The sequence below is a fragment of the Paenibacillus sp. MMO-58 genome, from assembly GCF_037146255.1.
GTDB lineage: Bacteria > Bacillota > Bacilli > Paenibacillales > Paenibacillaceae > Pristimantibacillus.
Map to the genome: position 1 here is coordinate 244334 of NZ_JBBCVY010000001.1, position 17465 is coordinate 261798.

Genomic DNA, 17465 nt, shown 5'->3' on the forward strand with positions numbered 1-17465 from the left:
AACCGGGAGCGGTTGCGTTTCTTTGTATCTTATTTCCTTATCAGCTGCCATGTCTGAGCGGCATTATTATAGTCCTGCCAGATTTGAACGTTAGTCCCCGCCGCGGTTGCGCCGCCGGAAACGTCAAGCGCTTTGCCGCTGTTCGGGTTAATGAGCTTGAAGTTGCTGCCGCCGGTACCGAGGATTGCCCAACGCTGGGCGGCATTGTTCGTATCCTGCCAGATCTGAACGTTCGTGCCGTCAGCCGTTCCGCCTCCGGAAACGTCAAGCGCTTTGCCGCTGTTCGTATTGATCAGCTTGTAGGAACCGTCGCCTATGCTGGTGATGCGCCATTCTTGGGGTTTGTTGTTCAAATCATCCCATATCTGCACATTAGCCCCGTCAGCCGTGCTTCCGCCAGCAACATCCAACGCCTTGCCGCTAATCGGATTAATCAGCTTGTATACAGCCCCGGACACAACGGTTGGGTTAGCCGGGAACAGGTCGAAGCAATCAAGCTCGCCATACCCGTCCCCTTTGGAGAAGCGGATTTTGTTCCAGCCTGCATTCAGCGTAAGGCGTGCGACCGAAGCTCCCCAGTTTTCCCAGCCTTTGTTCGTAATATATAAGTTGCTGGAGCTAGTGTTGTTGACCGTCAGAACTAAATAGGACCAATCCAGTCCAGTCGTCCCATTGCCTGTCCGCGCGGACATGACATAATCTCCCGCCGCCGCCGCATAGACGTCGAATTCTACATAACTGCTCGCCGTGTCGATATGGCCGGCTTTGCTTCCGCCCGAACCGTTAGGGCTCGAGGAAGCGTAAGCGGCGCCTCCGAATACGCCTGCTTCGCCTTCATAACGGACCCGGCCCGTGTCTCCCGAAGGAATGGCGATTGGAGTATTTGGAGCTGCCGGAGCTCCGAGATTTGGCGTGTTGTCGTCGTTCCAGGTAAACTTCTGTGCCCGGATTTCCCTATTCCAGCCCGCGCCGGAATACTTAGCCGTATGATAGACGATCCAATCCTCCGTACCATCGGGCGATTTCGTGAAAGAATGATGACCGGGACCGTACAAGCCGTTGCCGGATTGGAAGATCGGCTGGTTCCGTTTGGTCCAGGACGATGCTTGCAGCAGGTTGCTGCTCGTATTGGCCGTAACAAGCCCTAAGCAATAACCGTCAGTCCAGCTTCCGCTGGCCGAATAGACGAGACTGATGATGCCGTTGCGGACGATGACCTGAGGTCCTTCGTTAACGGAAGGGGAAGTATTGGTTTCCCAAGAATAAGTCGGATGAGCAATTTCAACCCGGGCCGAGTCGATCGTCCACGGATTGCTCATATGGGCAATATACAGCTTTTGCGAGACATTTGTTGTGCCTTCCCAGCCAGACCATATGAAATACAGATTATTATTTACTTGCAGTACGGTTCCATCAATCGCCCAACGGTTTGTGGAGTCAGTGATTTGACCCTTGTTCACCCATGTACCCGTCATCGGGTCGGCGGAGGTATTCTCCATAACGTACATCCGGTGATTATCGTTGTTCCCGTCATCCTTCGCGTAATAGATATACCAGGCGCCGTTGATGTAATGAATTTCTGGAGCCCAGACATTGCAGCAGCCGGTAGAGATCACTCTTTTGGCGCCGGCGTCAACGCCGGTAAGCGAGCTGGATTTCCAGATCGTCACGTCGCCGCCCGTCGTTTTCGTGAAATAATAGAAGCCGTCGGTATGCTTGTAGATCCACGGGTCTGCTCCGTCCTGGAAAATGACGTTGTAAAAATTGCCGCTTTGCGTGGAGGGAGTCGCGTTTGCCGTCACAGGCAGGACAAGAAGCAATAGCAGGAATAAAACCAAGCCTTTGACACCGCTTACAAAAAACTTCGATTTCATTAATACACCAGCCCTTCGCTTTGAATGTGCATTCACGTATAGTTAATCATTTCCAGGAAGTGAGAAACAGGACGGGATTATAGATTGTACGGACATTTTTTTAGCCGGTGAAAATAGGGAGAGGCTTGGGGCAGCTGGGAGGCAAGGAGAGAGAGAATAGCAGGCAAAAAAGCCTGCTGCATAGCGGCTCGAGGCATACGGCGGGCAAGTGATGGGCGAATAGCAGGCAAAAAGCCTGCTGCATTGCGGCTCAAGGCACACGACGGGTAAGGAAATGAAACAGCCTGCCCGAGATTCTCAGGCAGGCTGTTTATATAAGAAAGAATTAGTTCACTTTAAGATCGTAACGGTCCGCGTTCATGACTTTTACCCAAGCGGCAACAAAGTCGCGTACAAACTTCTCTTGGTTGTCGTCTTGCGCATACACTTCCGCAATCGCGCGAAGGATGGAGTTCGAGCCAAATACGAGATCCACTCGCGTTGCGGTACGGTCAACCCGGCCAGTCGTCCGGTTACGGCCGTAATACACGCCGCCTTCTCTAGGCTCCCAAGCAATGTTCATGTCGAGCAGCTTCACGAAGAAGTCGTTGGTAAGCGTGCCGACGCGATCGGTAAATACGCCATGCTGGGTGCCGCCGTGGTTGGTGCCCAGAACGCGAAGGCCGCCAACAAGAGCTGTCATCTCCGGAGCAGTGAGGTTCAGAAGCTGGGCTTTGTCTACCAAAAGCTCTTCGGCGGATACGCTGTAAGTCTTCTTCAGATAGTTGCGGAAGCCGTCCGCAACCGGCTCGAGCACAGCGAAGCTCTCTTCATCGGTTTGCTCCTGCGTGGCATCGCCGCGGCCAGGGGAGAATGGAACCGTAACGTTAAAGCCTGCCTCCTGCGCGGCTTTTTCGACTGCGGCGCTGCCACCCAGCACGATCAGGTCGGCGATGCTGACCTTTTTTTCCAAGTCCTCCTGAATGCCTTCGAGGATCGTAATGACCTTGGTAAGCTGCTGCGGCTGATTGACTTCCCAATCCTGCTGCGGAGCAAGACGGATACGGGCTCCGTTGGCGCCGCCGCGTTTATCCGAAATACGGAAGGTGCTGGCCGATGCCCAAGCCGTCGTCACCAGCTCGCTGATGGTCAGCCCCGAGTCGAGGATTTTTGTTTTCAGCTCGGCGATCTCTTCATCGGATAAGGTATAGTCAACAGCCGGTACAACATCCTGCCAGATCAGCTCTTCAGCCGGAACTTCAGGTCCCAAATACCTGTCGCGGGGTCCCATGTCGCGGTGAGTCAGCTTGAACCAAGCGCGGGCAAAAGCGTCTGCGAATTCTTCGGGATTCTGGTGGTAACGGCGGGAGATTTTTTCGTATTCGGGATCAACGCGCAAAGCCATGTCGGCCGTAGTCATCATGGTTCGAACGCGGACGGATGCGTCTTCGGCGTCCGGCGCAAGATGATTCTCGTCAGGGTTGATAGCGACCCAAATATGCGCGCCTGCGGGGCTCTTCGACAGCTCCCATTCATAGCCGAACAGCATATCGAAAAACCCGTTATCCCACTGTGTCGGATTTGGCGTCCATGCGCCTTCAACGCCGCTTGTTATGGCGTCGCGGCCTTTGCCGGAGCCATGCGTGCTCAGCCAGCCAAGACCTTGCGCTTCGAGAGGAGCAGCCTCAGGGTCGGGGCCAACAAGGGAAGCGTCGCCTGCGCCGTGTGCCTTGCCAAAGGTATGTCCGCCGGCAACAAGCGCGACGGTTTCTTCATCGTTCATGCCCATGCGGCCAAACGTTTCGCGAATATCGCGGGCGCTTCCGGCAGGATCCGGATTACCGTTGGGGCCTTCCGGATTGACGTAAATGAGACCCATTTGCACGGCAGCAAGCGGATTTTCCAAATCCCGTTCGCCGGTGTAACGATTATCGCCCAGCCATTCCTTTTCATTACCCCAGTAGATATCTTCTTCCGGATGCCAGACGTCCGCGCGTCCGCCGCCAAATCCAAACGTCTTGCCGCCCATGGATTCAATCGCGACATTGCCCGTAAGAATCATCAGGTCGGCCCAGGAAATTTTATTGCCGTACTTTTGCTTGATTGGCCAGAGCAGACGGCGGGCTTTATCGAGGTTGCCGTTGTCCGGCCAGCTGTTGAGCGGAGCAAAGCGCTGCGTGCCGCTGCCGGCACCGCCGCGTCCGTCTCCTGTCCGGTATGTACCCGCGGAGTGCCAAGCCATCCGGATAAAGAAAGGGCCGTAATGCCCGTAATCGGCCGGCCACCATTCCTGGCTGTCCGTCATCAAATTGCGAAGATCCTGTTTAAGAGCTTGATAGTCAATTTTCTTGAATTCTTCGGCATAGTCAAAGTCTTCACCCATAGGATTCGATTTTCTGTCATGCTGGTGCAGAATGTTAAGGTTCAGCTGATTAGGCCACCAATCTCTATTTGAAGTACCACTAGATTTGAAGCTTGTAGCGCTTCCATGCATCACCGGGCATTTACCTGCGTTAGGAACTGTAGCGTCCATCCAATCATCTCCTATTAGCTTTATTAAAGTAGCAAATGATAGAAAAAAATTTGCACTTATCCTCTTTATAAAACGTTATGAAACCGAAATCAATCCAAGTTATAAAAATTCATCCAATCTTCACGCAAATCAGATAATTAAATTGGATTAACGGGAAAAGAGGGACAAATAGAGGATATGAACGCCACATGAAAATTAGAATATCGAAAAACGGACGAGTACTGGTGGGGCTGCAGGCGGAACATGAGGACGAAGATAATTTTCGGTCATCCCGAATAAAGGGCTGGCCTTTTTTCGTGCAATTCGCATAAAAACAACAACTTACTTAAACTTTTGCTGTCGAAACGGTTTCGAATCAAGATGAGCCATGCTACAATGTAGGCAAGTAAACCGCTTTACTCATTTAGGCTAATGATTGTGGTAACGCTTACATGCAGAGTCGGGCGCGGCAGGAGGAAAAACATGCTCAAGCTGAACAATTGGTATATACGACTGCTCGTTTCTTATTTTCCGATCCTGGTGCTGACCGTATCCATGATCATTTTCTTGTCTTTTATCGCAGTTAATGAGATATCCCGGTCAGAGACGGCTAAGGCAGACCGCATTACGACCGGCTATGTCGTAGACAGCGTGGAACGGTCAATTCATGAAGTGGAATTTAATGTGCTGGGGGAAGTCGAGTCGAACAAGAGCTATGCGGCTTATTTGAACGGTTCTTCCGAATCCACAACGATCAAATATAATGTGGTTCATAGTCTCAGGTCGCTGATTGAGGATAACGACCTGGTCGAATCGATTTATTTGTACAGGAAGTCGGACGATGTTGTGCTGACGTCCAGCGGCGAGACCGATTTGTCCGAGTTTGGCGACAGGGATTTCCTGAGCAAGGCAGAGGAAAACCTCGATTACAAGGGCTGGTCGGCAAGCCGCGAATTCAAGGAATACGACGGCTTGAAGCCGGTAAAGGTCATTTCGATGTATAAGGAGACACCGCTTCCTTTTGGCAAGGACGGTATCCTCGTGATTAACATCAATCTTTATAATGTCGAGCAGATGATCAGGAGCATGACGAACCACCAAGTATCGTTCATGCGGATTACCGATGCGGCCAAGCAACCCGTGTATCCGGGAGATAACGGTACGGCTTCCGGCGGCAATGTGCTGACAACGATTACCTCGCAGCCGCTTGGCTGGACCTTCGAGAGCGGTCTGCAAGCCGGGCATTTGATGAGTTGGGTTTCGGTTGTTTCTTATGTATGGGTTATTATCGCTGTCCTGACCTTTGGGGTTGCCATTGTTTATATTATTTGGGTAACCCGGCGAAATTATAAGCCGATCAGGCTCATGATGAACCGGATTCAAGCGCTGCACCTGCGGGGGAGCGACGGCACGGCGGTTAAGCTCGACGATCTGACGATGATTGACCGCGCGCTCGAGAATCTTATCGTCCAATCCCGCGATCATGAGAAGGAGCAGCGCGAAAGCGTTGTGCTTCAGCGCAGGCAGCTGTTCAACGAGCTTATTAGCGGACAGCGCAGCGATCAGATGATGGAACGGCTTCGCAGGCTGAATCTGTTGCCGGATAAGGGACGATTCGCGGTTATGGTCGTTCGGCTAAACAAATACGAGGAATTCCAGGCGGATAATACGCTTCATGAGCAGAATGTATTAAAGTTCGCGCTTGGCAACGTGATACAGGAGCTGGCGAATAACGAAGGCTTGCAAGGCTGGGGAGAATGGTCGGCATCCGACCGGATTACGTTCGTATTCGCATCGGGCGACGGAGCCGCCGATTCTGACATGCTTACTCAGCTTCGCAAGACGGCTGCAGTGGCCAGGGTATGGGTAGAGGGACATTTGCGCTTTAACCTTGCTTTGGGCATTGGCTCCATCGTGAAAGACTGGAACGGAATTGGCGGCTCTTATCGCGATGCGTTAAACGGCATGGAATATCAGTTCGCCATTGGCCGCGATGCCATTACGTTCAGCGGGAATATCCCTCGGGATCAACCGCGCGGTATGTTCAATTACACGCAGCAATGTACCAATTGCGTGCAGGAATTCCGGCTGACCAATGAAAGCTGGCGGGATACGTTCGAGCAGCTGTTCAAGCATTTCGAGACGGACGTCATGAAAGACGAAGATATTTTATCGTTAGTCCAGCTATTCCTGCAGATGCTAAGCCGGGAGCTGAAGGAGCTGTCGGACACGCTGAACGAATGCTTGGACGAAGCCCGTATTTCGGAAGTGCTGGCAGGATTAAAAGGCGCGGCAACGCTTAGCGAGATGAAAGAACAGCTGTCTGATTATTTGGTGCAAGTCTATGATACGTATGTCGCGATGAGCCAGACCAAAGGCTATAAGACGATGATTACAGAGATTAGAGCTTATATCCAAGAGAACTTTGCCGATCCGGACTTGTCTCTCAAGCATTTAAGCGACAAGTTCGAAATATCCGGCAAATACGCCAGCCATTTGTTCAAGCTGGAGTACGATATGAAATTTGTTGATTTTCTCGTACAGCTGCGGATGCAGCAGGCGGAGCGTCTGCTCGCCGAAACGGACGAGACGGTGCAAAATATTGCCCTTCAGGTTGGTTATGCTAATTCTATAACGTTCGGACGGGTGTTCAAACGGTTGACGGGCGTAACGCCGGGCGAATTCCGCAAGCTGAAGATGCGTCCTTCAACAACTCTTATTGGCGCACAGGGCAATCGCGATGAGACCATTACGGAGGATAAAGCTAACGATTAAGTGCTGACGACAGCGGCGTTCCGGATAAATGATTCGGACAGCCGTTGTTTTCTTTTGTAACGCAAAGTTTATCGCGGGAAAAGGCTTTATTACGGGCTTTTTGCGATACGGTTTATGTCGGGAAAATGATTTATTCTAAGCGTCAAAACCCTTATGGGGCAAGGCATTGGCGGAATGGTTTGCATCGTCGAAACTGGTTTATTGTCACTTTCCCGCAGTCCGTGCCATACTGAGGGCACTTCCCAAACACGGGGCGGCAGCGATGCATGTAAGCGTGTTCAATAAATAACGCCCGGTGCAGGAAGCAAATCGAAAAGGGATGAAAGAGGGGTTGGATTCGAATGAAACAAAGCAGAAAAGGAAGAAAGACAGCCAGCACTCTATTAACGGCTACGCTCGTAGGTACGATGCTGCTCAGCGCATGCAGCAACAGCGGCGGCAACGAGAAAGCCAATGAATCAACCGGAGGCGACAAAGCTTCCAGCGGCAAAGCCTCCACGCTTAAAGTTGAAGTATTCGACCGCGGCAATTCTCCTGCAGGCTCTACCATTACGAACAACTACTTGACGAAGCTTGTACAGGACAAATTCGGAACGCCGAACAACATCAACGTGCAATTCGTACCGATTCCGCGTTCGGAAGAGGTTCAGAAGCTGAACGTACTGATGGCAAGCGGCAGCGACGTTCCGGATATCGTATTTACTTACGACTCGGGCACATTCTACCGGTACGCGCAGCAAGGCGGTCTGACGGATCTTGGCGAGCTGCTTGATCAATACGGTCCTAACCTGAAGAAATTCCTTGGCGAAGAAACCCTTGCTTACGGCCAATACAACGGCAAGCAATTCGCGTTCCCGGCCAAACGCTCGCATCTTGGCAAATACTCGTCGTTTATCCGTCAGGATTGGCTCGACAAGCTGAAGCTCCCGGTTCCAACTACAACAGATGAGCTTTACAACACCTTGAAAGCGTTTAAGGAAAAAGATCCGGGTCAAACCGGCGGCAAAGTCATTCCGCTCGGCATGGCGCTTGCACCGGCCCAATTCGAGCCATTGATTTGGTCCTTCATCCAGCCTGTGACAGAGGAACAAAGATACACATTAACGCAGCAGCTTGGTTCTAATGATTATCCGGTGCTGCTGCCAGGCTTCAAGGATGCGCTGCAATTCATGAACAAGCTCTACAACGAAGGTCTTATGAGCGCCGATTTCAGTCTTGACGAGGATAAGAAGAAGCTCGGAGAGGATGCCGCGAAAGGTTTAATCGGTTTCTACAGCGAGGATGACATGAATCCTTTCTATGCGGACGGCACGTACGCAACGCTCCAGAAAAATATTCCTGATGCAAAGCTGTCGGCAATTGATGTTTACACCAACTCGGAAGGCAAGCATCCAAAGCCTGAATATGCGCCAATCGGCATGTATTTAATGATTCCTAAGAGCAGCAAGCATGCGGTGGAAGCCGTTAAATACCTCGACTGGATGGCTTCGGAGAACAACCTGTTCGACATGCAGAATGGCGTCGAAGGCGAGAATTATACTCTTCAGAACGGCGTTCCTATTGTAAAAACAGATGCAACGGACGATGTGAAGAACCGCATTTACAACTGGGGAGATATGGCGATTATCTCGAACGGGAAGCAGCTTGGCGATGCGGACAAGAACGTAGAAGCTTACGTATACGGTATGCCTGAGGCTTACCAGGATGAAACACGCAAAGCGCTCAGCATCTCAAGATCCGACACAATCAAGCCTGTTCTGTTCGACCATCCGATTGAAGCGCAAGCGAAATACGGCACGGCTCTCCGTGATAAACTCAACGAAATCATTGTAAAGACAACAATGGCGAAGCCGGACCAATTCGAGAGCACTTATGAGTCCGTAATGAAGGATTACATGGCAAACGGCGGTCAAGCGATTTTGGATGAACGCACAAAAGCTTACGAGGCAATGAAATAGAGGCAGATCCTACAATATAAAAGCTTGGAGACGACGAGCGTGCATAAGGCTCTCGTCTCCGGGCACATCGTAAGCGGACAGGGGTGGATGGCATTGAAAGGACTCTCGTATTTACGCAGATATTGGCAATTATATGCTCTACTGATACTACCGGTAAGTTACTTTATTATTTTCAAATACGGTCCGATGTACGGCATTCTAATTGCGTTTAAAGACTTCAACTTCTTCCAGGGCATTAACGGCAGCGAATGGATCGGCTTAGACGGATTCAGGGAAGTGTTCGCGATGCCGGACTTTTACAAGGTACTGCGCAATACGTTGATGCTTAACTTCTTGGACCTCATTGTATCGTTCCCGGCTCCACTCTTTCTGGCCATTATGCTCTATGAGCTGAAAATAGGTTGGTTCAAAAAGCTGTCGCAAACAATTTTGTATATTCCGCATTTTATTTCCTGGGTCATAATCGGCGGTATCGTATTGCAGGTATTCGGTACGCAGTCCGGCATGATCAACAACATCATTACGTCGCTTGGCTTTGATGCCATTCCGTTTCTGACGGATAAGAAGGATTGGCTTATTACCTACTTGGCCGTTGGCGTCTGGCAGAGTGCCGGATGGGGTACGATTATTTACTTGGCTGCTCTTACGGGTATTAACAGGGAATTGTTCGAAGCAGCAGACGTGGATGGCGCGGGCCGTCTCAGAAAGATCTGGAACATTACGCTTCCATCGCTGAAACCTACAATCGTAACTCTCCTCATTATCAACCTGGGGCATATGATTGCGATCGGTTTTGAACGTCCTTACATTATCGGCAATACCGCCGTTCGTGATTACGCGGATGTGCTAAGCACGTTCGTATACCGTATCGGCATTGAATCCGGGCAATATACGATTGCTACCGTAGTTGGTTTATTCCAGGCTCTTGTTGGACTCGTCTTCGTGCTTGGCGCGAACTATGCCTCCAAGAAATTGGCGGATCAAAGTATTCTGTAAACTATGCTATCGAAAACGGGAAAGGAGCGGTAAGACATGAGAGATCGAAACGCCAGCCGGTCATTTGATGTGATTAACACTCTTGCGATACTTCTATTCGTGCTGATATGTCTGGCTCCGTTTATTCATATAATTGCGATTTCCTTAAGCTCGTCGCGCGCTATTATGTCAGGCGATGTCAGTATTTATCCGGTGGAAATCAATTGGGGTGCTTACAAGCAGGTAGTCACGGACATGTCGATGATCCGGTCACTCGGCTTTACGATTTTGCTGACGGTTCTATTCACCGTGTTGTGCATGGTGATGTCGATTGCGGCAGCGTACCCGCTGGCCAAAACCAAATTAAAAGGCCGCAAGGTTGTCATGTTTATTATCATCATCACGATGTTTTTCAGCGGCGGCATTATTCCGGAATATATGCTTGTGCGCAATCTGCATCTGCTCGACTCCATTTGGGCGCTTGTGCTGCCGGGACTAATCAGCCCATTTTATCTGATTATTCTGATTACGTTTATTCAAAATATTCCCGATTCGCTTGAAGAATCGGCGGAGATCGACGGCAGCTCTTATTTCCGTACGTTAACGAGCATTATCGTGCCGCTGTCGATGCCGGTTATCGCTACGCTAAGCTTGTTCTATGCGGTAGGCCGTTGGAACGGCTTTACCGATACGCTGATGTACATTACAAGCCCGGAGTTGTATCCGCTCCAATTAAAGCTGTACCAGCTCGTTCAAAACAACATGGTCACCGATTTGATCGCGGCGGAAGGCGCAAGCGGTCGCCAAATGCTGCAGCCGGAAAGCCTGAAGGCGGCAAGCGTTATTTTCGCAACGGTACCAATCCTGATTGTATATCCGTGGCTGCAGCGCTATTTCGTAAACGGCGTTATGCTTGGCGCTGTTAAGGGTTAACCAAAGAGGCGGCAATCGCCGCTAAATTTCTGGAGGATCAATGAGATGGGGAAGGACAAAGGACAATATTCGTTCTCGACCTGCTGGAATATTAAAAGGCATCAAACGGGCAGCGGCATGATCGAAGAGATTCGGGAGCTTGGCTTCCGGTACGTAGAGCTGAACTACAACGTGACGAGCGAGCTGCTGTCCTCGCTTGAGCCGATGATTGAACGGGGAGAAATCGGGGTGTCCAGCGTGCATAATACGTTCCCGCATGTGGCGGATCCCGATTACGGAACCGATTCGGTCCTGCTTGGCTTTGACGACGAAGAGAAGCGTCAGCGGTCGATTGAGCTACTGCTCCGCTCTGCCGAATACGCGAACCGTTATGGCGCGAAGGCGGTTGTGGTTCATCCGGGAGAGGTTCCGTTCGACTACAACATCGATCAGGAGCTCAAAAAGATCTACAACGAACAAGGCCCCGAATCTCCAGCTTACATCAAGCTGTGGAGCGAAATGCTCGAACGCAGGGAAGCGGCTGCCGGCCAATACCTTGACCGGATTGGAGACAGTCTCGAGGAAGTATGCGATCGGATCGAGGCAAAAGGCTTAGACGTATCCATCGGCATCGAAACGCGCTCGCGCTGCTACCAAATGCCGACGTTAAGAGAAGCGAAGACGGTCTTCGACCGGCTGAAGGGCGCCCGGGTCGGGTTATGGTACGATTTTGGCCATGGCATGATGATGGAACGGATGGGGTTGTACGATAACGCCCGCGACATGGGAGCGATAAAGGATCATGTCGTCGGCATTCATATTCACGAGACGGTTGGCCTGTCGGATCATTGGTGCCCTTACGTGCATAGCGGCGACATGAATTATTTTGACCGCTTCCTCCCGATTATCGCTGCTGCTCCCGTCAAGGTGTACGAGCTGAAAGCGGCATGCACGCCGGAAGAAATTGAGCTTAGCCATGACCGGCTGCTCGGAAAGCTTGCGGCATTCGGAGGCTAGATGATGGATATCCGCCAATTGGCAGCATTCGCTCCGCGGTTATATTTCGATAAACAGGAACCCTTTTACCCGGTACGGGTTGGGGTTTCTGTTCTTCATCGGGGAGAGAAATCCCCTTCCTTTCCGCGCAGGTTCGAGCATCTCGCTGACGGCATTGAGTATGTGATTGAATTCGCTATTTATTGGGATTATGACATTCAGCACTTGTATGAGCTCGAGCATGTGTGGATTTACGTCGATTGGAACGGCGGAGTAGCGGAGGCCGAAGCCAGCTTTCACGGCAAGTACTTGAAGGCCTTGCTGCCGGACCGCTCGAACCTAACGGGAAAGACGGTAAGCCTCTATTCCCAGCCGGGGAAGCACGCTTTCTCGCCGCTGCCCGTCTTATTCGAACTGCTGCCAAGCGCAAGAACGGCGACGGAGCAAGGGGCTGGCTCAGACGGCTTGACGCTGCCGGAATGGTATAAGGCCAAGGGACAATACGATGGCAAGACAAGCGAGCTGGTCCGCGCCTATCAGCAGATCTATCACCGCTTTACGCCGTCCTTCGAATTTGTCCCTTATGAGCTTGCGGAGCAGGAAAATGTGTTTGTTCCATGGAAATCGCTGTACGAGGAAATACCGGATAGGATCGAAGCGGAATTGGCAACGATCAGACATACACTTGCCGGCTTGAAGGAGCCTTGGAAGGATGATTACGATGTACGAGAAACTTGTGGCCGTTAACGATGATTGGGTTACGCGAGGCTTGGATAATCAAATAAACGACAGTCAAAGCCGCTTTGATGGCGGGGTAGCGGATCCGGACAGCGGAATTCCGTTTGCTACCCATACCGGCACATTAGCCGTAATGGCTATTTGGGGCTGCGCGCTCGTTAATTCGGATTCACGATATTATCATGACGAGAAGCTGCTCGCCAGCCTGGATCGGGCGGCGGCATTTATTGTCCGCCAGCAGCATGCCGACGGCACGATCTCACCGGGTTGGACGAATATGCATTCGCCGCCGGACACGGCGTTTGCCGTTGTTGGGCTTGCCCAGCTTTACGAGCTGCTCGACATGCATGATTGGGCGGCTTTGGAATCCGTATGCCGGAATATTAGGCGGTTCCTGGAACAATCGGTTCCGGCAATGCTTACCGGCGGCTGCCATACCCCTAATCACCGCTGGGTGCTGACGGCTGCTCTTGGCTTCCTGTACACTCTTACCGGCAATGAGGCTTTGATTGCCCGCGCCGAAGCTTGGCTCGCGGAAGGGATCGATTGTACGGAGGACGGCGAGTGGACGGAAAGAAGCAACGGGATCTACAATGGCGTAAGCGATGTGATGCTGTACCATACCGCCGAGCTGCTTGGCCATCCCGAGCTGCTGGAGCCGGTTCGCCGCAATTTGAGGATGATGGCTTACCTGATTCATCCGGACGGGGAAGTTGTTACGGATTATTCCGGCCGGCAGGACTTTGGCCATAAATACGACATGTCGGGCTATTTGTTCGTATCCTGCCTGATGGCCGAATACGACAAGGATCCGTTGTTCGCCGCGCTTGCCAAGCTGGGCGCAGAGTCGTCTACCCATCCGGGCGCGATTCCTAATAACGCTTTGCTGGGCCTCTTGCTGCATCCGGAGCTGCGGAGCTCTGCGGTTGAGGCAGGCCATCTGCCGGAGTCCTACAAGGTTGTCATTAACGGGCAATTCAACAGGAAGCATTATTTAGGCCGGATGGAGACGGCCGGACATGGCGGGAAAATCTATCACAGCCGGCTTCATCCGGAATTTGGCGCACCGGTCGCCCGGCAGCGGGAGGGGCAAACCAGCGTGACGGTAATGGCGGAGACCAATTCCTTCTTTGCGCTGCGCCACGGAAGAGCTCAGCTGCTAGGCGTGCAAGTAAGCAGCTCGTTTGAGCCGGGCTTTATCAAGATGAACGAGATGGAGCAGCTCGAGAACGGCTATAAGCTGGCCGGATCGGAGTCAAAGGGCTATTATGGCCCAATTGCCGCCGACAGACTGCCTGGGTCAGCCGCAGAGCAAGTAAGCCCTTGGTATCTTTTGCCGCATCAGCTGCGCGAGGTCACTCATCTGCAGCAGCATCAGGTGCAGGTAGAGCTGACGGAAACCGTTGAAGGCTGGCGACTCCGCGTAAGCTGCGACAAGCCGGATGTGCTGTTGACCCAGATTTCCTTTATCTTCGGGAAAGACGGAGAGTTTAGCGGAGGAGAGCGGACGCCTGCCGAGACAGGAACCGAATTTTGGAAAGAAGGCACCGTATCGTTCAAGGCTGGCGAAGACTGGATTAAGCTGGATGGAGGCGCCCATGAGCATCGGATGAAGACGATTCGCGGAGCAGCTTATCCTTCGGACTGCCAGACGCTTGTGGTAAATGTGCTGACGCCGTATGACCGGACCTTTGATATTCGGCTGTCGCCTTCAAACGGCAGGGGGAGGAACGGATAATGACGGTATATATAGAGCCTCGGGATAGCGCAAGATCTGCGGTTGGCGATGAAGAACACCGTATTTTGGAGCTGCTGGCGAGCCGCTATGTCGGAGCAAATCCGCCTATTCCGTTTGCGTATCGCCCCTTCTCGAAACAGGGTATTTTGCAAAATGAAGAAGGTCTGTACGACATGGAGCTTGGCTCCAGATGGCCGCAGGCGGTAACCGGCGATTACGCTTACGTGTACGGGCTTGTATGGAGCGACAATGAACGCTCGATTGATTGCAATCTGGAGCCGATTGGCCCCATTCGACTATACATGAACGACCAGCAGCTGTTCCGTACGTCCGCCGTGGAAGAGATGAAGCCGGATGCCCGCGTAGTTGTTCCGATGCTGCTGGCGCAAGGCTGGAACCGGATTCTGATCGAAGCAAGACGGACTCCTGCGGGCTTTGGCTGCCGGTTTGGGGCGGATGAAGCGAAGGTACGGATTCTGAACGTGCTTGCCCCATTCACCGGACGGGACGGGTGCGCGGGATGGGTATTCTCCGAACCGGTGAAGAAGTCTCTGTACGGGGAAGAAGGTTTCCCTAACGAACGTTTGCCGGAAGAGGAGTCCGGCATCCGCTGGCTTCCCCGCACGAATTGGCAAGAGGATGAAGCCTCGCAGCCGAACCTGGAGCGCCTCTTCGGTACTCCGGAGACAACAGTGGCCGGTTACGGCTGGACCAAGCTTCCGTTCCTGTCGGGAACAGAATCGCTTGTGCTTGAAGGACGGGTATGGGGACCGGCTTCGGTATGGCTGGACGGTATGCTGGTGCTAAGCCTGGCTGAAGCGGGTGTTTTCCGCCAAAATCTGAAGCCTGCATCCGGCAGCGGTCATCTGATAATCCGCACGGATAGCGGCTCGAATGGCTGGGGCTTTGAGCTGAAGGTTTCGTCGGACGACAAGCCGCTGGCGCTTCAGCAGCCCGTACACATTCATGGCTATGACGGGGAGTGGATGTATGCCGGCCCAATCGCGGCAAATGCGGAGCTGGATGCTTCAGAGGTTGGCCGGCTGTCTGCTCTTCTGCCTGCCGTTCGTTTGGATGGTCAAGCCGCGGGCAGCACGTATTGGGAGCTGGATATGCCTAAAACCCGTCTTCGTCCTTATTATGAAAATGCGATGCTGAGCAATAAGTGGACGGTAGGGACGGCTACCAATTACGGGCGGTGGGACTATCCGCTTGGCGTTACGATGTACGGTTTGCTGCGCACGGCCCGGGAATTGAACCGGGAGGACTGGTCCCGTTACGCTTTGTCGCATATCCGCACCTGTACGGATATGTACGATTATGCCTTATGGGACCGTCAGGAGTATGGATTCCCGAGCATTAATCATCAGCTGGTGCTGATGAAGATGCTGGATAATTGCGGATCGTTCGGCTCGGCGATGCTGGAAGCCTATCTTCAGGAAGGAGACGATGTGTTCCGCCGCATTGCGGATTCCATCGTTGACTTTATGCTGAATCGTCTGGAGCGGAGAGAAGACGGAGCTTTCTTCCGGCTCAGCGAAGGGGAATATTTCGACAAAACCATGTGGGCGGACGATCTGTACATGAGCGCGCCGTTTCTGACCCGTTACGCCGTTATTACCGGGGACCGGGAAGTGCTGAACGAGGCAGCCCGGCAGTTTTTGCTGTTCCGCCGTTACCTATTTATAGAAGAAGAACGGATTATGTCGCATGTTTATGATTTCAAATACGGCCAGGCAACCAGAGTGCCTTGGGGACGGGGCAACGGATGGGTGCTGTTCTCGCTTTCCGAGCTGCTTGAGCGTCTGCCGGAGGATCATTCGGACCGCGAGGCATTGCTTGATTTCTTCAAGGCGATGTGTGCCGGAGTTGCCGGTCTGCAGAGCGGCTCGGGCCTTTGGAGACAAGTGCTGAACGAGCCGGAAGCCTATGAGGAAGCCTCTTGTACCGCGATGTTCGCTTACGCCTTCTCGAGAGGTATCCGTTTCGGCTGGCTGCAAAACAGCGATGACCATGACTTTGCAGCAGCGGCAAGAAAAGCCTGGAAAGGTCTGACGGAGAAAGCCATCGACCGTTCGGGCAGCGTACACGGCGTATGCAGCGGCTCGCGATACTCCTTCTCGCCGGATTACTATATGTACGATCTGCGTACCGTCGTGAACGACAATCATGGGATTGGCATTATGATGCTTGCCGGAGTTGAGGCAAGCAAGCTTAACCGCGCAGGAAGTGTGGTCTAACGGGTTCATGCGGCTTCGGAAGGAGGGGATTACCGCTGTTCGCACTTAAGCTTGGGGCGGCACTAGCCCTTGGTCTGCTCATCGGGGTAGACCGACAGCTTCGTCATAAGCCGCTAGGCATTAAGACAAGCATGGTCATCTCGGTAGCGAGCTGCCTCATTACGATGGTATCCATCGAAGCGGCTTCCTCTCTTTCCCGTCCGGGGATGACCAATATGGATCCGATGCGTCTCGCCGCCCAAATCGTAAGCGGAGTTGGCTTTATTGGCGCCGGGGTTATTCTGCGGCGGAACAACGACGTCATCTCCGGCCTGACAACGGCCGCGATGGTGTGGTCCGCTTCTGCGCTCGGCATTGCGGCGGGAGCGGGCTTTTACAAGGAAGCCTTCACGGCTGCCGGCATTATCATTCTGGCCGTTAACCTTGTGCCGCTTGCCGTTCGGGCGCTTGGCCCTTCCAAGCTGCGGGAGCGCGACGTATCGGTCTGCCTGACCTTCGACCGTTCGGCCGAGCTGGACGGGATGCTTGCAAGCATCCGGTCGGATCATCAGATCAAGCATACAACGATCAAGGACATTGGGGACGGCCGGATGCAAATCCGGCTTGTCCTGTCCTCCGGAGAGCTGTATCCGACGACTTCGATCTACGAGGAAATGCGCCGGTTTAAAAACGTTCTATCGGTTGAAGTCGAAAATTTGAGCTCATAATAGCAATTTACAAATATTCCAGATAAACGTTGAAAGCGCTCTCCTTTGCGCGCATAATGGA

General features: G+C 52.6%; 11 protein-coding genes and 1 pseudogene. 9 read left to right on the forward strand and 3 right to left on the reverse strand.

Annotated features, from left to right (window positions below):
- Nucleotides 1-29 precede the first annotated feature (29 nt).
- The 3 genes and pseudogenes from WFJ73_RS01035 to katG all read right to left on the reverse strand — a co-directional run bounded on the left by WFJ73_RS01035 (nucleotide 30) and on the right by katG (nucleotide 4386).
- Complete coding sequence (locus WFJ73_RS01035; RefSeq protein WP_336772106.1) at nucleotides 30-458, reverse strand: RICIN domain-containing protein; 429 nt, start codon at nucleotides 456-458, stop codon at nucleotides 30-32.
- Between the two features lie 9 nt (nucleotides 459-467).
- Nucleotides 468-1874, reverse strand: a pseudogene (locus WFJ73_RS01040) (family 43 glycosylhydrolase); the annotation flags it as partial.
- A 325-nt stretch (nucleotides 1875-2199) separates the two neighbouring features.
- Nucleotides 2200-4386 (reverse strand): catalase/peroxidase HPI, encoded by a 2187-nt coding sequence (katG, locus tag WFJ73_RS01045; protein ID WP_336771110.1) that lies wholly within the window; start codon nucleotides 4384-4386, stop codon nucleotides 2200-2202.
- A gap of 462 nt (nucleotides 4387-4848) precedes the next feature.
- Here katG and WFJ73_RS01050 point away from each other — a divergent pair, with 462 nt between their 5' ends.
- The 9 genes from WFJ73_RS01050 to WFJ73_RS01090 all read left to right on the forward strand — a co-directional run bounded on the left by WFJ73_RS01050 (nucleotide 4849) and on the right by WFJ73_RS01090 (nucleotide 17404).
- Nucleotides 4849-7140 (forward strand): helix-turn-helix domain-containing protein, encoded by a 2292-nt coding sequence (locus WFJ73_RS01050; RefSeq protein WP_336771111.1) that lies wholly within the window; start codon nucleotides 4849-4851, stop codon nucleotides 7138-7140.
- A 341-nt stretch (nucleotides 7141-7481) separates the two neighbouring features.
- The gene (locus WFJ73_RS01055; RefSeq protein WP_336771113.1) at nucleotides 7482-9098 is read left to right on the forward strand and encodes an extracellular solute-binding protein; all 1617 of its coding nucleotides are present in this window, start codon (nucleotides 7482-7484) and stop codon (nucleotides 9096-9098) included.
- Nucleotides 9099-9191: 93 nt separating this feature from the next.
- Nucleotides 9192-10094 carry an ABC transporter permease gene (locus tag WFJ73_RS01060; protein ID WP_132305242.1) on the forward strand — a complete coding sequence of 301 codons (903 nt, stop codon included), beginning with the start codon at nucleotides 9192-9194 and terminating at the stop codon, nucleotides 10092-10094.
- 36 nt (nucleotides 10095-10130) lie between these two features.
- On the forward strand, nucleotides 10131-11006 hold the full coding sequence (locus WFJ73_RS01065) for a carbohydrate ABC transporter permease (RefSeq protein ID WP_132303517.1): 876 nt from the start codon (nucleotides 10131-10133) through the stop codon (nucleotides 11004-11006).
- Between the two features lie 45 nt (nucleotides 11007-11051).
- The gene (locus tag WFJ73_RS01070) at nucleotides 11052-12002 is read left to right on the forward strand and encodes a sugar phosphate isomerase/epimerase family protein (RefSeq protein ID WP_336771114.1); all 951 of its coding nucleotides are present in this window, start codon (nucleotides 11052-11054) and stop codon (nucleotides 12000-12002) included.
- Complete coding sequence (locus tag WFJ73_RS01075) at nucleotides 12003-12728, forward strand: hypothetical protein (RefSeq protein WP_336771115.1); 726 nt, start codon at nucleotides 12003-12005, stop codon at nucleotides 12726-12728.
- Nucleotides 12694-14457: a hypothetical protein gene (locus WFJ73_RS01080; RefSeq protein ID WP_336771116.1), complete on the forward strand. Its 1764-nt coding sequence runs from the start codon at nucleotides 12694-12696 to the stop codon at nucleotides 14455-14457. Before WFJ73_RS01075 ends, WFJ73_RS01080 begins: the two co-directional genes overlap by 35 nt.
- On the forward strand, nucleotides 14457-16697 hold the full coding sequence (locus WFJ73_RS01085) for a glycoside hydrolase family 88/105 protein (RefSeq protein WP_336771117.1): 2241 nt from the start codon (nucleotides 14457-14459) through the stop codon (nucleotides 16695-16697). Before WFJ73_RS01080 ends, WFJ73_RS01085 begins: the two co-directional genes overlap by 1 nt.
- Before the next feature lie 35 nt (nucleotides 16698-16732).
- Nucleotides 16733-17404, forward strand: a complete 672-nt coding sequence (locus WFJ73_RS01090; RefSeq protein WP_336772107.1) for an MgtC/SapB family protein — start codon at nucleotides 16733-16735, stop codon at nucleotides 17402-17404.
- Nucleotides 17405-17465: the final 61 nt, after the last annotated feature.

What these genes read in the sequence shown, in the direction of transcription:
- katG (WP_336771110.1), bottom strand. Translation starts at nt 4,386, where the DNA reads ATGGACGCTACAGTTCCTAACGCAGGTAAATGCCCGGTGATGCATGGA.
- WFJ73_RS01050 (WP_336771111.1), top strand. Translation starts at nt 4,849, where the DNA reads ATGCTCAAGCTGAACAATTGGTATATACGACTGCTCGTTTCTTATTTT.
- WFJ73_RS01055 (WP_336771113.1), top strand. Translation starts at nt 7,482, where the DNA reads ATGAAACAAAGCAGAAAAGGAAGAAAGACAGCCAGCACTCTATTAACG.
- WFJ73_RS01065 (WP_132303517.1), top strand. Translation starts at nt 10,131, where the DNA reads ATGAGAGATCGAAACGCCAGCCGGTCATTTGATGTGATTAACACTCTT.
- WFJ73_RS01070 (WP_336771114.1), top strand. Translation starts at nt 11,052, where the DNA reads ATGGGGAAGGACAAAGGACAATATTCGTTCTCGACCTGCTGGAATATT.
- WFJ73_RS01075 (WP_336771115.1), top strand. Translation starts at nt 12,003, where the DNA reads ATGATGGATATCCGCCAATTGGCAGCATTCGCTCCGCGGTTATATTTC.
- WFJ73_RS01080 (WP_336771116.1), top strand. Translation starts at nt 12,694, where the DNA reads ATGATTACGATGTACGAGAAACTTGTGGCCGTTAACGATGATTGGGTT.
- WFJ73_RS01085 (WP_336771117.1), top strand. Translation starts at nt 14,457, where the DNA reads ATGACGGTATATATAGAGCCTCGGGATAGCGCAAGATCTGCGGTTGGC.